Here is a 13,697-nt window from a genome sequence, read left to right on the forward strand (position 1 = left end):
GGACCGGCTCGGGACTCGCGAGCACCGGCGTAGAGACTGGCTGGACCGCCGCGGCGGCTCTCGCCCTGCTCGCCCGTCGCCCCGCAGGCGCCCTCCGAGAGCACCTCTCCCGACACCGAGGACGCCCCCACCGGAAGCTGACACCGGAAGCTGACACCCGACTACTCGCCCCACCCGCCCCGCTCGCGGCGGGAACGCCGACGGCCCGGAGGACACTGTCCCCCGGGCCGTCGGCGTCCGTCAGCGCGCGTCGCGGCGGCGGCGCGTGACTCCGAGCGCGAGCGCTCCACCGGCGAGCAGGGCGAGAGCCGCCGCGGCGGTCCAGCCAGTCTCTACGCCGGTGCTCGCGAGTCCCGAGCCGGTCCGCGGAGGAACGGCGCCGGCCGGAGCGGGAGTCGGCGTGCGGGTCGGCTCGGCCGTCGGCGCGACCGTGGGCTGCGCGGTCGGCTCAGCCGTCGGCGCCACCGTCGGCTCGACAGTCGGCCCCGGCGTCGGCACCGTCCCCGCCCCGAACACGGACTCCGCGGAGCCGAGCGATGCGAGCACCGTCTCGCCGTTCGCGTCGTCCACGCCGTCGTTGTCGGTCACCGCGAACACCTCGCCGGAGCCGGTGATCCCGAGGCCCTCGAGCTTCTCCTGGGTCCAGCCGTTCCCGGCCTGCAGCGCGGGCAGCACGTCGACCGCGAGCGTCTTCTCGAGCATCGGCAGCGTCTCGCCGACCGCCGCGCCGGCCTCCGTCGGCAGCGGCACCGTGTACACGGCCTTCAGCGCGGCATCGGGCCCGTTGAGCTTGTCGCGCTCGATCACCGCGAGCGTGCCCGCGGCGGTCAGCGTGATCTCCGAGAGTCCGTTCCAGTCGCCGTCCGCCCCGGAGACGGCCTCCAGCGGGTAGCCGAAGAAGCTCCAGGTGTCGGCGGCGACGTCGTAGCGCCCGATCCGGACCACTCCGTCGGCGTCGATCGAGGCCTCGCGCTGCAGCGCCGTCCAGACGATCTCACCGGCGGCGCCGTCCTCGACGGTCACTCCCTCGAAGCCCTGCTTGCCCAGCGCGGAGGCGAGCTCCGCGGGCAGGGCGATCCGCTCGGTCACCGCGGCGTCGGCGTCGAGCCGCAGGAGCGCGTTGCCGTCGCCGGTCCCGCCCTCCGTCACGGCCCAGAAGCCGCCGTCGACGCGGGCGGCGATCCCCTCCAGATCCAGAGCGGCGGGCTCGCCGCCCTCGGTCACCGTGAGCGTCATGTCGAGCAGCGCCGGCGAGACGGAGGTGTCGATCGAGTGGAGGGTGCTCGGCGCGTAGGCGCTGTCGCTCACCGCGTACAGGCGGTCGGGCGCCGCCGGATCGGTCGAGAGGCCCGAGAGCGCGCCCCAGGGCAGCGGCGATCCGTCGACGTCGGCCGACAGCACGGTCGGGAACGCGGGGGCGGAGGCGCCGAGCGCGTAGAGCTGCACGCTCGCGCGGACGGCGGCCTCGGCGTCGTCGGTCTCGCTCGAGACGACCAGCAGGTCGCGCTCGGGCAGGGCGAGCAGCCCCTCCGGACCCGGGGTCGACGGCAGCGCCTGCACGAAGCGCGGCGCGGTCGGCTCCGACACGTCGTAGACGGCCACGAAGTTGGCCCGCTCGGCGCCGACGAACACGTAGGGGACGCCGTCGAAGGTGGCCGAGAGCAGGCCCTCGGGCTCGGAGCCCTTCGCGTCGGAGCGCTTGTCCGGGTAGAGCCCGAGGCGCACCGCGAGGTGGTCGAACGAGTTCCCGACGTCCCACTGCACGGCCCCGGTCGCGGCGTCGAGGATCGACCAGCCGCGCGTGCCGCCCTTCCAGTCGCCCTCGTTCGCGATCGCGACGTGGTCGTCGCCGACCCAGCCGATCGCGTCGGGCTCGCGCGGGACGTCGGTGATCGAGCCGGTCAGCGAGATCGAGTCGTCGTCGAGCGTGTCGATGCCGCTGACGGAGGCGGTGCCCGCGGTGTACGAGGCGGTGACGGAGCGGGTGGCCAGGTCGACGATCGCGACGGCGTTGTTCTCCTGCAGCGTCACGGCGACGGCCGTGTCGGCCGGGTTGATCGAGACGTACTCGGGCTCCGGGTCCGACGGGGTGTCGAGGCCGGCGAGACCGGTGAGGTCGACGTGCTCCGGCACCCAGGCGGAGGGGTCGCCCGCGAGGTCCATCACCACGAGCTCCCCGGCGGGCGCCTGCGGGAGGTCGCCCTCCTCGCCGCCCTCGGGGGCGAGGTCCTCGTCGCGCTGGTTCTCGATCGCGATGACCGCGGTCGAGCCGTCGGTGGTGACGTCGATGGAGTCGGGCTGGCCGCCGAGCTCGATGCTCGCGACGGGCGCGAGGTCGTCGGCGTGCAGCACGCTGACGTGGCCGGAGGGGTTCGCGAAGTCGCCGTCGCTCGTGTCGACCACCGCGAGGACGTACTCGCCGGTCGCGTAGACCGAGGTCGGCTCGCCGCCCACGCCGACGCCGCCGCGCGGCTCGGGGGCGTCGGGGTCCGAGATGTCGAGGACGTCGATGCGCTGCCCGGCGGAGTCCGTCGAGTAGACCAGGCGGCCGTCGGGCGACGCGCTCGAGATCTCGGCGACGGCGGAGTCGGCGGACGGGTCGGCCGCGTTGAGGTAGGCCGGCACCGTGGCGATGCGGGTGAAGAAGGAGTCGCCCGCGGCGGAGGCGGGCAGGGCCGCGGCTCCGAGGGTGCAGCCGGCGAGGGTGACGGTGAGGGCGAGGGCGGCGGTGCGGGTGCGGGTGCGGGTGCGGGTGTGACGAGAGGACACGGGTCTCCTGAGCGGCTTCGAAGGAACCCGCCCACGCTGGCCGCCCCCGGTGAACGCCCCGCCGCCCGCAGGTGTCCGCCCGGCGAACGCGCGGTGGCGGAGCCGCGACCGGGCGGGGGTCTCGAGACGCCGGCACGGACGCCTCGAGATCCGCCAGGCGGCGTGGTCAGCGCGCGAGGCCCTCCGCGGCCGAGCCCCAGGAGCCGAGGGCCGCGCGGACGCGCTCGTCGCGCGCGAGCGTCAGCGCCTCCGCGTACCCCTCCTCCAGCACGTCGTCGAGCCGCACCCGCGCACCCGTCTCGGAGGAGCGGACCGCCGCCTCCACCATCGCGAGGCTCCGCACGTTCGAGTGCACCTCGCCCGAGGGGACCGCCCCCGAGCCCAGCACTCGCACGAACTCCGCGAGCGAGCCCGCGATCTCCTCGGGCACGGGCTCGAGCGTGGCGGTCCGCACCGGCTCCGACTCGCGCGACTGCCACTCCGGAGCGCCGTCGCCGTCCCAGTGCGCGGTGCCGCCGGCCCCGTTCACGCGCCAGTCGCCGTTCCACGAGGTCTCGAGGCCGTCGGCGCACCAGCTGCCGGTGTAGCTGAAGCGCACTCCGCCGGCGAACTCGAACACGGCGCTCGCCGCGGCTCCGTCGGCGTACCAGCTCCAGCCCGGGTTGTACTCCTCGCAGTAGACCGCGACCGGGTCGCTGTCGAGCAGGTACCGCGCCGCGTCGAAGGCGTGGATCGCCATGTCGACCAGGAGCACGTGGTCCATCTCGTCGCGGAAGCCGCCGAAGCGGGGTGCCTTCGCGAAGTGCACGGAGGCGGTGCCCAGCTGCCCGAGCCCGGCGATCTGCTCGCGGAAGGCGGTGATCGCCGAGTAGTAGCGGCGCGACTGGCTGGTCATCAGGAGCCGGCCCGAGGCCTCTGCCGTCGCCGCGAGCACCAGCGCCTCGGCGATGGTCGGCGCGATCGGCTTCTCGGAGAGCACGGGCAGCCCGGCGAACAGCGCCTCCGAGCTGACGGGCAGGTGCGCCCGCGGCACGGTCACGTTGACCACGGCGTCGGCGCCGGAGCGCGCGGCGACCTCGGCGACGGAGGTGCCGACCGCGACCGGGCCGACCCCCTCCTCCTCCGCGGCAGCCGTGGCGAGGTCGACGTCGAGGTCGACCAGGCCGACGAGCTCGGCGTCCGGGGAGTCGCGGATGGTGCGGATCCAGGCGCGGCCCATCGCGCCGGCGCCGACCTGGACGAGGCGGACCGTCATCGGACGAGCGCTCCCTCGTAGTCCTGGCCGTTGTGGAAGTCCTCGGTCTCGTAGCGCTGCAGCACCGGGAGGCGGCGCTCGGGGCGCGAGGAGCGCACCCACTCGACGCCGTTCGCGATCACGCGGCGCACCTCGGCCTGGTGGTAGACGGGGTAGTCCTGGTCGCCGGGGGAGAAGAAGAAGATGCGCCCGTGGCCGCGCTTCCAGGTCATGCCGGAGCGGAAGACCTCGCCGCCCGTGAAGGTCGAGAGGAACACGAGCTCGTCGGGCGCCGGCACGTCGAAGAACTCGCCGTACATCTCCTGCTGCGGGATCAGGAAGGGGTGCGGGATCCCCTGGGCGATGGGGTGCGTGGGGTCGACGGTCCAGACCAGCTCGCGGTCCTGCTCCGAGCGCCAGCGCAGCGTGCAGGTGGTGCCCATGAGCTTGCCGAAGATCTTCGACCAGTGGCCGGAGTGCAGGACGACGAGGCCCATGCCCGAGAGGACGTGGCGCTGGACGCGCTCGACGATCTCGTCGGAGACGTCGCCGTGGGCCATGTGGCCCCACCAGACGAGCACGTCGGTGGCGTCGAGGACGTCCTCGGTGAGGCCGTGCTCGGGCTCGTCGAGCGTGGTGGTGGAGACGGTGGCGCGCTCGCCGAGGTTCTCGCGGATGCCGTCGGCGATCGTGCTGTGCATGCCGTCGGGGTAGATCGCGCGGACCTTCTCCTCGATCTGCTCATGGCGGTTCTCGCCCCAGACGAGGACGCGGACGGGGGAGGAGGGTGTGGTCACGGTGTTCCTTCTTCGACGGTGGAGACGGTGCGGCAGTGGGCGGCCCGACACGGGGTTAACCGCTTTACCGGCCGCGTCTCCTAGGATGCGGGAGACGTCCGCCCCGCGTCAACCACGGCCCGGCGGCGCGAGCGGAGGAGGCGCGGTGGCCACGATGAGGGATGTCGCGCGCCTCGCGGGGGTCTCGATCGCGACGGTCTCGTTCGTGGTCAACGACACCAAGCCCGTCTCGCCCGAGACCCGCGAGCGGGTGCGGGCGGCGATGCGCGAGCTCGGCTTCCGGCCGCACGCCCTGGCCCGCGCTCTCGCGCGGCGCCGCTCCGGGATCATCGCGGTCGTCTATCCGCTCGTGTCGAGCCGGCCGCTCAACACCGCCACCTCGTTCCTGCTCGGAGCCGCCGAGGCCGCGGCGGAGCAGGACCACTCGATCGTCCTGTGGCCGACGGTCGGCGGCTCCGACCGCCTCGCCGACCTGCGCGCCGACGGCCTGATCGACGGCGTCGTGCTGATGCAGGTCACCAGCGAGGACGAGCGCGTGCCGGTCCTGCGGGACTCCGGCACGCCCTTCGCCCTCATCGGGCGCACCCGCGACCCGTCCGCCCTCGACTGGGTCGACATCGACTTCGAGGGCATGGTCGAGGAGGCGCTCGGCCGGCTCGCCGGCCTGGGGCACGCGCGGGTGGCGCTCGTGCTCGGCCCGGACCGCGACGCCGCGGCCGACTTCGGCCCCTACGCGCGCACCCAGGAGGCGTTCGCACTCGCCTGCGCGGCCCGCGGCGTCGAGGGCGTGCTGCTGCGCTGCGAGGAGTCGCCCGCCGGCGGCCGCACCCTCGCCCGCTCGTTCGACCCCGCCTCCGCGACCGCCGTGGTGATCGTCAACGGGGGCGCCGCCGTCGGTTTCGCGCACGAGGTGCGGCACCGCGGGCTGCGCGTGCCCGAGGACCTCTCGATCGTCCTGCTCGCCTCCGACCCCGACGTCGCCGACCTGGCCGACCCGGCGCTCGACCTGCTCGTCGCGCCCGGCCGCGAGCTCGGCCGCCGCGGAGTGGAGGCGCTGCTCGCCCGCCTCGCCGACCCCGCGGCACCGCTCCTCCAGGAGCGCATCGGCGGCCCGTGGCGCCCCGGCGGCTCGGTCGCCCCTCCGCACTGACGGGCGCCCCGGGAAGCCCCGGGAGCGCGCGTTACGGCACGATCGAGTCGATGTAGCCGCCGTCGACGCGCACGGCTGCGCCCGTGGTGGCCGAGGCGAGCGGGGAGGCGAGGTACGCCACCATGTGGGCGATCTCCTCCGGCTCGATGAGGCGCTTCAGCAGCGACTGCGGCCGGTGCAGGCGCATGAACTCGCGCTGCGCCTCCTCCCACGGCAGCTCGCGGTCGACCAGCTCGTAGACGAAGTCCTCGACGCCGCCCGTGTGGGTCGGCCCGGCGAGCACGCTGTTCACCGTCACCCCGGTGCCGGCGGCGGCCTTGGCGAAGCCGCGCGAGACGCCCAGCAGCGCGGTCTTCGACACTCCGTAGTGGATCATCTCGGCGGGTGTGACGACGGCGGAGTCGCTGCCGATGTAGAGGACGCGGCCCCACTCGCGCTCCATCATCCCGGGGAGGTAGGCGCGGGTGAGGCGCACGCCGGTGAGCACGTTGACCTCGAAGTAGCGGCGCCACTCGTCGTCGTCGATGGAGAGCGCATCGGCGGAGCCGAAGATCCCGAGGTTGTTGACGAGCACGTCCACGTCGGCGGCCGCGCGCAGGAGGGAGCCCGTGCCCTTCTCCGTCGACACGTCGGCGGCGACTCCGCGCACCCGCGCCTCCGGCACCGCCGCGCCGACCGCCTCGATCGCCCGGCGGATCGACCGCTCGGAGCGGGCGTTCACGATCACCTCGGCGCCCGCCTCCGCGAGCGTCGTCGCGATGGCCAGCCCGATGCCCTGCCCCGACCCCGTGACGAGGGCCGTGCGCCCGGTGAGATCCAACCCGATCATGCTGCTCCGCTCCGCGCCGCCGCCCGCCGGCCGCGCTCGGGGTCGAGCATGCCACCGAGCCCTGACATCCGGCCCACTCCCGGCTGAGGACGCCCGCGGGTCGCCGCGGCGTCGCTCGGAACGGCGGAGACCGTTGCCAACCGGACACTCGTGCGTTACGGTCTAACCAATCGGCAATACGTATTACCCGTGGGTAGTAGGCCGATGACCCAGACTGTCGACGAGGACGAGGCGGACGCGTGACCCCGATGCAAGCAGATGTCGCCGTGATCGGCGGCGGACTCGGAGGAGTGGCGGCGGCGATCGCCCTCGCCCGCAACGGCCTCTCGGTCGTGCTGACCGAGCAGTACCCGTGGCTGGGCGGCCAGCTCACCTCGCAGGGCGTCCCGCCGGACGAGCACACCTGGGTCGAGCAGTTCGGCGTCACCGCCGACTACCGGCGCCTCCGCGACGGCATCCGCGGCTACTACCGCCGCAACTACCCCCTCACCGCCGAGGCGATGCGCGACGACCGCCTGAACCCCGGCCGCGGACTCGTGAGCCGGCTCTGCGCCGAGCCCCGCGTCGCCGTCGCCGTGCTCGACGAGATGCTCGCCCCCTACCGCTCGAGCGGAGCGATCCGCGTCGTCACCGGCGTCGTCCCCTTCGCCGTCGACGGCGGCCCGGGCCGGATCGAGCGCGTCCTGCTGCGCGACGCGGTCTCGGGCGAGGAGCTCGCCGTCTCCGGACGGTACGTGGTCGACGCGACCGAGACGGGGGAGCTGCTCCCCCTCGCGGAGGTCGACTACGTCACGGGCTCCGAGTCGCGCGACGAGCACGGCGAGCCCAGCGCTCCCGCCGTCGCCGACCCGATGAACGTGCAGGCCGTCACCTGGTGCTTCGGCTTCGACAGCGCGGACGGCGACCACACCATCGAGCGCCCGGCCGACTACGACTACTGGCACGAGTACGAGGTGCCGTTCTGGGGCGGGAAGCTCCTCTCCTTCACCGCGCCGAACCCGAGGACGCTGCGCCCCGAGACCCGCACGATGCACGTCAACGCCGTGGGTGACACCCGCACCGCGGACCAGCGCGCGCAGGGCGGGGACACCGACCTCTGGATGTTCCGCCGGATCCTCGCGACCGAGACCCTCCGGCCGGGCGCGCTCGACAGCGACATCGTGCTCGCGAACTGGCCGATGCTCGACTACCTCGACAGCTCGATCCTCGACGTGTCGGAGCCGGAGAAGCACCTCGCCGGCGCCCGCGCGCTCTCGCTGTCGTACTTCTACTGGCTCCAGACCGAGGCGCCCCGGCCCGACGGCGGCCGCGGCTGGCCCGGGCTCCGGCTCCGCGGCGACGTGATGGGCACCGCCGACGGCCTCGCGCAGGCCCCCTACATCCGCGAGTCCCGCCGGATCCGCGCGCTCACCACCGTGCGCGAGCAGGACGTCTCCGTCGCCGCCCGCGGGACGGGGAGCCCCGCGCGCTTCGACGACTCCGTCGGCGTGGGCATGTACCGGATCGACCTGCACCCGACCACCGGAGGCGACAACTACCTCGACGTGGAGTGCTCGCCGTTCGAGATCCCGCTCGGCGCCCTCGTGCCGCGCACCCCGACGAACCTGCTGCCCGGGGGCAAGAACATCGGGACGACGCACATCACCAACGGCGCGTACCGCCTCCACCCCGTGGAGTGGAACATCGGCGAGGCCGTCGGCGAGCTGGCGGCCCTCGCCCTCGCCGAGGACCTGTCGCCCCACGAGATCGCCGCCGACCCCGCCCTCGTCGCCCGCCTGCAGGCGAGGCTCGAGTCGCGCGGCGTAGAGACCCACTGGCCCGACGTCGTCGGGTACTGACCGGGAACACCGAGAAGACCATTGGAGAAAGAGAGACGATGAGACCAGCGAAGAAGCTGATGGCCTCGCTCGCCGCAGTCGGAGTGATCGCCGCCCTCTCGGGCTGCGGCGCCGCCGGCGGCGGGGACGACTCAGCACCCGTCGCTCTGAGGATGTCCGTCTGGACCTCCGACGAGAAGCAGCTCGCCCTGTTCGACTCGATGGCCGACGAGTACATCGCCGACCACCCCGAGATCGAGTCCGTGACCTTCGAGTCCCTCCCGTTCGCGGACTACAACTCGACCCTGACCACGCAGGCCGCGGGCGGCAACGCCCCCGACCTCGCCTGGGTGGGCGACATCGCGAAGGACCTGATCGACGCCGGAGCGCTCGCTCCACTGACCGAGACCTTCGAGGGGACCGAGGGCTACGAGTACGACGACATCCTGCCCAGCGTGGCGCAGTCGTTCAGCCAGGACGGCGAGCTCTACGCGTACCCGTTCTCCAACTCGCCGTTCGCGCTGTACGTGAACCAGGACCTCATCGCGCAGGCCGGGCAGACCGTCGACCCCGCGACGCTCAGCTGGGAGGACGTCGACCGCATCGGCGCGGCCGTCAACGAGTCGACCGGCAAGGCCGGCTACATCATCCGCGACTTCGACTTCTCGGGCTGGCTGAGCCTCGCGAACCTCTGGGCGGGCTGGGGAGCCCAGCCTTGGAGCGACGACGGGACCCAGTGCACGATGGACTCGCCCGAGATGGTGGAGGCGTTCCAGTTCTTCCACGACTCGGTCTACGTCAGCGGCGCGACCCCCGGACCCGGCGTGACGGCGGACTTCTTCGCCGGCGACGCCGCGTTCACGACCGCGCAGGTCTCGCGCGCGAGCCTGCTCGACGGCTCGTTCCCGTTCGAGATCTACCCGCTGCCCGTCGGCCCCGCCGGCGAGTACGGCAACATCGGCCAGGCCGGCATGGCCGCGCTCGCAGGCGGCGACCACGTGGAGGAGGCGACCGGCTTCCTCTCGTTCATGACCAACCCGGAGAACTCCGCCAAGCTCGCGCAGTTCTTCCCGCCGCCCCGCGAGTCGCTGCTGTCCGGTGAGGAGCTGGCGAAGGTCAACACGCGCCTCAGCGCCGAGCAGCTCGACCGCGTCGTGGTCGACGAGCTCGCCGACGTGTCCGCCACCCCTCCGGTGACGAGCCCCGCCGAGATCACCTCGGTCGGCAAGACGGCGCTGGACCGCATGTGGTCGGCCGATGCCGACGTCGCCGAGGTGCTCGGAGGCGTCTGCGACGCCATCGCGCCCGTCCTCCAGGGGAAGTGATCCCGTGACCGCGACCTCGACGGACAGCCGCCGATCCGCTCCCGCCGGCGCCTACTGGAACCTCCGGCGCCGCGACGCGCTCGCCGGCTGGCTCTTCATCGCGCCCCAGCTGCTCGGTGTGATCGTGTTCGTGCTGCTGCCCGTCGGGCTCGCGGTCTGGTTCAGCCTCAACGAGTGGAACGTCTTCACCGGCTCCATGACCTTCGTGGGCGGCGAGAACTACGAGCGGGCGATCAACGACCCGAGCATCGGCGCGGTGCTCGGCACGACCGCGGTCTTCTCCGGGGGAGTGGTCGTCCTGAACCTCGCCCTCGGGCTGGGCCTGGCCGTGCTGCTCAACCGGAGGATCCCGGGCGGCGCCCTGTTCCGCACGCTCTTCTTCTCGCCCGTCGTCATCTCGGTGGTCGCCTGGACCCTCGTCTGGGGCTTCCTCCTCCAGGACAACGGCGCGATCAACGGCCTGCTCTCGCTGGTCGGCCTCGACGGGCCGAACTGGCTCCAGGAGGGGCCCACCGCGATGGCGAGCGTCATCGTCACGCAGGTCATCCGCAGCGTCGGCGTCAACATGGTGCTCTTCCTCGCCGCGCTGCAGGGAGTGCCGGGCGACCTCTACGAGGCGGCCCGCCTGGACGGCGCGAGCCCCCGCGCGATCTTCTTCCGGATCACGCTCCCGCTCATCTCGCCCACCCTGCTCCTCACCGGCATCCTCACGATCGTCGGCTCGCTGCAGGCGTTCGCGCAGGTCGCCGTCCTGACCGAGGGCGGGCCCGAGCTGTCGACGACAGTGCTCGTCTACTACGTGTTCCAACAGGCCTTCGAGTTCAGCGACATCGGCTACGGCGCGACGCTCTCGCTGATGCTGCTCCTCTTCGTCCTGATCCTCACGGTCGTGCAGTGGCAGCTGCGCAAGAAATGGGTCTTCTATGAGAACTGACGCCGTCGTCGAGGAGGGGACCCCGCTCACGCCACGCCTCGAAGCCGTCCCGGAGCCGCCCGTCAAGCGCCGCCGCGGCCGCAGCCCGCTCATGACCGCCCTGCTCGTCGTGACGCTGATCCTGCTCGTCCTGCCGTTCGCGGTGCCGACGTTCTGGATGATCGCCTCGTCGTTCAAGCCGGTGAACGAGATCTTCTCGAACCCGCCGACCCTGCTGCCGGACTCGCCGAGCCTGGCGGGCTACGCCGAGGCGTTCCGGTTCCAGCCGTTCGCGCTCCAGTACTGGAACAGCCTCTACATCGCGGTCACGGTCACCGTGGTGACGCTGCTGGTCTCGAGCCTGGCCGGCTACGCCTTCGCCCGGATCCCGTTCCCGGGACGCAACGCGGTGTTCCTCGTCGTCCTGACCGGCCTGCTGGTGCCGACGGAGGTGACGATCATCCCGCTGTTCCAGATCTTCCGGCAGCTCGGCTTCATCGACACCCACGTGCCGCTGCTGCTGGTGCCGATGGTCGGAGCGCCGGCGGTGCTGGGCACGTTCATCATGCGGCAGTACTTCATCGCGATGCCCGGCGAGCTCGAGGAGGCCGCGCGCCTGGACGGCCTCGGCCGCTTCGGGATCTGGCGGCGCATCTTCCTGCCGCTGTCCAAGCCCGCGCTGTCGGCCGTCGCGATCCTGACCTTCCTCGGGTCCTGGAACATGTACCTCGAGCCGACGGTCTACCTGACCTCACCCGAGCTCTTCACCCTGCCCCAGGCGCTCACCCGCTTCACCGACGCCTACGGCGGGGAGATGTGGGACGTGCAGCTCGCCGCGGCGACGATGACGGTCGTGCCCGTGCTGGCCGTGTTCCTCCTCGCTCAGCGGCAGTTCGTGGAAGGGCTCGCGCACTCCGGTCTGAAAGGCTGACCCGGTGTTCACGGATCGCCCCCTCGCCGCCCTCCGCGAGTTCCGTGCGGAGGTCGCGGAGCCCGAGGACTTCGACGCCTTCTGGCGGGCCACCCTCGCGCTCGGGCGGGAGGGCGGCCCCGCCGTGAGCGCCGCGCCGGTCGACGCGGGCCTCCCGCTGGTGCGGGTGCGGGACGTGCGATTCCCCGGCTTCGCGGGCGAGCCGATCGCCGCCTGGCTGGTGACCCCCGCGGTCGACCCGGGCGCCCCGCTCCCCGTGGTGATCGAGTACCCCGGGTACGGGAGCGGACGGGGCCGTCCGATCGAGCACCTCTGGATCGCCGCCGCCGGGTACGCGCACCTGGTCGTCGACGCGCGAGGCCAGGGAGCCGGCCGCCTCGCCCGCTCCGGAGCCACCCCCGACCCCCACGGCAGCGGACCCGCGTACCCCGGGGTCACGACCCGCGGCATCGAGTCGTCCGAGACGTACTACTACCGGCGCCTGATCGCGGACGCGGCGCTCGCCGTCGACGCCGTGGAGGCGCTCCCCGGGCTGGACCCGGACCGCGTGTCGGTCTTCGGCGGCAGCCAGGGCGGAGCGCTCGCGACCGCCGCGGCGGCGCTGCGCCCCCGGGTGCGCGCCGCGATCGCCCTGGTGCCCTTCCTCTCCGACGTCCTCCGCGCCACGACCGTCACGAACGAGGCGCCCTACGTCGAGATCGCCCGTTACCTGGCGACCCGCCCCGAGGACCTCGACGCCGTCGAGCGGACCCTCTCCTACGTCGACGGCGTCCACTTCTCGCGGCGCCTGGGCTGCCGGGTGCACCGCTCGGTCGGCCTGATGGACCCGATCTGCCCGCCCTCGACGGTCTTCGCCTCCCACAACGTCTCGGGCGGCGAGACGTCGATCGACGTGTGGCCGTACAGCGGGCACGAGGGCGGCGGGGTCGGCGACCGCGAGCGGGCGCTGGAGGTGCTGCGGGAGGTCCTCGGGTGACCGGACGGGCGTGACTCCGCGTCTCAGGACGCCGGCGCCTCCTCCATCCCGAGCCGCATCGCCAGGTCCATGGCACGCAGGCGGGCCGGCGAGACGTCGTAGGGCAGGCTCCGGATGATCTCGCCGGCGCTCCGGGCGCGGGAGCCCTGTGCGGGATCGGGGGCCGGCGCGGGGTCCTCGGGCGGATGCGCCTCGTCCCACGCGTCGAAGATCGCCTCGTCCTCCTCGAGCTGACCGGACTCCTCGACGACGCGCATCAGCCGGGCCTCGAAGGCGTGCCGCTCCCGCGCCACCTGCTCCACCCGGGGGTCGTCCTCGGCGACCGTGTCGTCGAGGGCCTCCTCGGCGGCGTCGACGCGGTCGGCCTCCGCCCGCAGCGCCGGATCGGCGGCCAGGACGACGAAGCGGCCGGCCTGGGAGACGGCGCCCAGCGGACCGAACATCCGCTCGGTGACCAGCAGGGTGTCGAGGTCGGCCTGGCGCAGCGAGCCCTCGGGCGCGCCCTCGAGGCGGCGCGAGACGATGTCGTCGAGCAGCCCCAGCCGGCCGCCGAGGGTCCGCATGCGCCGGACCGAGGCCCGCTTCCGCTGCAGCTCCTCCTCCTGCGCGGCGAGCGCGTCGTCCAGCCGCGCGAGGACGCCCGCGACCTCGTCCTCGCGGTCGGCGCTGTCCTCGGCGCCGGCCGGGGCTGCGACGGCGAAGGCGTCCCGGATGTCCTCGAGCGCGACCCCGGCGTCGGCCAGGCGGCGGATCCAGAGCAGCCGGATGATGTCGTCGTAGCCGTAGCGCCTGCGGCCGTCGCCGCCCCGCTCGCGCTCGGGGAGCAGGCCGAGCCGGTGGTAGTGGCGGATCGCCCGCGGAGTGACGCCGGCGAACGCGGCGGCGTCGCCGATCTGCACCTGGCGGGGCGGGGCGGGGAACGAAGGCATGGGGGACCTCTCCGATCGGGACGGTGT

11 protein-coding genes are annotated in these 13,697 nt (G+C 73.3%); 6 read left to right on the top strand and 5 right to left on the bottom strand.

What is annotated here, in order from left to right; all coding sequences use genetic code 11:
- Positions 1 to 240: 240 nt before the first annotated feature.
- The 3 genes from C5B92_RS12535 to C5B92_RS12550 all read right to left on the bottom strand — a co-directional run bounded on the left by C5B92_RS12535 (position 241) and on the right by C5B92_RS12550 (position 4,800).
- On the bottom strand, positions 241 to 2,769 hold the full coding sequence (locus tag C5B92_RS12535; protein ID WP_146079310.1) for an esterase-like activity of phytase family protein: 2,529 nt from the start codon (positions 2,767 to 2,769) through the stop codon (positions 241 to 243).
- A gap of 166 nt (positions 2,770 to 2,935) precedes the next feature.
- A complete protein-coding gene (locus tag C5B92_RS12545; protein ID WP_104255936.1) occupies positions 2,936 to 4,024 on the bottom strand; it encodes a Gfo/Idh/MocA family protein in 1,089 nt (362 codons plus the stop codon).
- Positions 4,021 to 4,800, bottom strand: a complete 780-nt coding sequence (locus C5B92_RS12550) for a ThuA domain-containing protein (protein WP_104224317.1) — start codon at positions 4,798 to 4,800, stop codon at positions 4,021 to 4,023. Before C5B92_RS12550 ends, C5B92_RS12545 begins: the two co-directional genes overlap by 4 nt.
- Positions 4,801 to 4,954: 154 nt before the next feature.
- Between C5B92_RS12550 and C5B92_RS12555 the strand changes: the two genes are divergently transcribed.
- Positions 4,955 to 5,950: a LacI family DNA-binding transcriptional regulator gene (locus C5B92_RS12555; protein ID WP_258061427.1), complete on the top strand. Its 996-nt coding sequence runs from the start codon at positions 4,955 to 4,957 to the stop codon at positions 5,948 to 5,950.
- A gap of 31 nt (positions 5,951 to 5,981) precedes the next feature.
- Here C5B92_RS12555 and C5B92_RS12560 read toward each other — a convergent pair whose 3' ends face one another.
- Entirely contained in the window at positions 5,982 to 6,776 is a 795-nt protein-coding gene (locus C5B92_RS12560) for an SDR family NAD(P)-dependent oxidoreductase (RefSeq protein ID WP_104255965.1), read from the bottom strand.
- Between the two features lie 251 nt (positions 6,777 to 7,027).
- Here C5B92_RS12560 and C5B92_RS12565 point away from each other — a divergent pair, with 251 nt between their 5' ends.
- Genes C5B92_RS12565 through C5B92_RS12585 form a run of 5 tightly spaced genes read left to right on the top strand, consistent with a single transcriptional unit; the run spans position 7,028 to position 12,741 of the window.
- On the top strand, positions 7,028 to 8,617 hold the full coding sequence (locus C5B92_RS12565; RefSeq protein ID WP_104255966.1) for an FAD-dependent oxidoreductase: 1,590 nt from the start codon (positions 7,028 to 7,030) through the stop codon (positions 8,615 to 8,617).
- A 38-nt stretch (positions 8,618 to 8,655) separates the two neighbouring features.
- The gene (locus C5B92_RS12570; protein ID WP_104224315.1) at positions 8,656 to 9,921 is read left to right on the top strand and encodes a sugar ABC transporter substrate-binding protein; all 1,266 of its coding nucleotides are present in this window, start codon (positions 8,656 to 8,658) and stop codon (positions 9,919 to 9,921) included.
- Between the two features lie 4 nt (positions 9,922 to 9,925).
- Positions 9,926 to 10,855 (top strand): carbohydrate ABC transporter permease, encoded by a 930-nt coding sequence (locus C5B92_RS12575; protein ID WP_159912158.1) that lies wholly within the window; start codon positions 9,926 to 9,928, stop codon positions 10,853 to 10,855.
- A complete protein-coding gene (locus tag C5B92_RS12580) occupies positions 10,845 to 11,765 on the top strand; it encodes a carbohydrate ABC transporter permease (protein ID WP_258061417.1) in 921 nt (306 codons plus the stop codon). Before C5B92_RS12575 ends, C5B92_RS12580 begins: the two co-directional genes overlap by 11 nt.
- Before the next feature lie 4 nt (positions 11,766 to 11,769).
- Positions 11,770 to 12,741, top strand: a complete 972-nt coding sequence (locus tag C5B92_RS12585; RefSeq protein WP_104255939.1) for an acetylxylan esterase — start codon at positions 11,770 to 11,772, stop codon at positions 12,739 to 12,741.
- Positions 12,742 to 12,764: 23 nt separating this feature from the next.
- Here the strand turns inward: C5B92_RS12585 and C5B92_RS12590 are convergent, their stop codons facing one another.
- Positions 12,765 to 13,670 carry a MerR family transcriptional regulator gene (locus C5B92_RS12590; RefSeq protein WP_104255940.1) on the bottom strand — a complete coding sequence of 302 codons (906 nt, stop codon included), beginning with the start codon at positions 13,668 to 13,670 and terminating at the stop codon, positions 12,765 to 12,767.
- Between the last annotated feature and the right edge of the window lie 27 nt (positions 13,671 to 13,697).

The sequence above is a fragment of the Rathayibacter sp. AY1A4 genome (genome assembly GCF_002930955.1).
Classification (GTDB): Bacteria; Actinomycetota; Actinomycetes; order Actinomycetales; family Microbacteriaceae; genus Rathayibacter.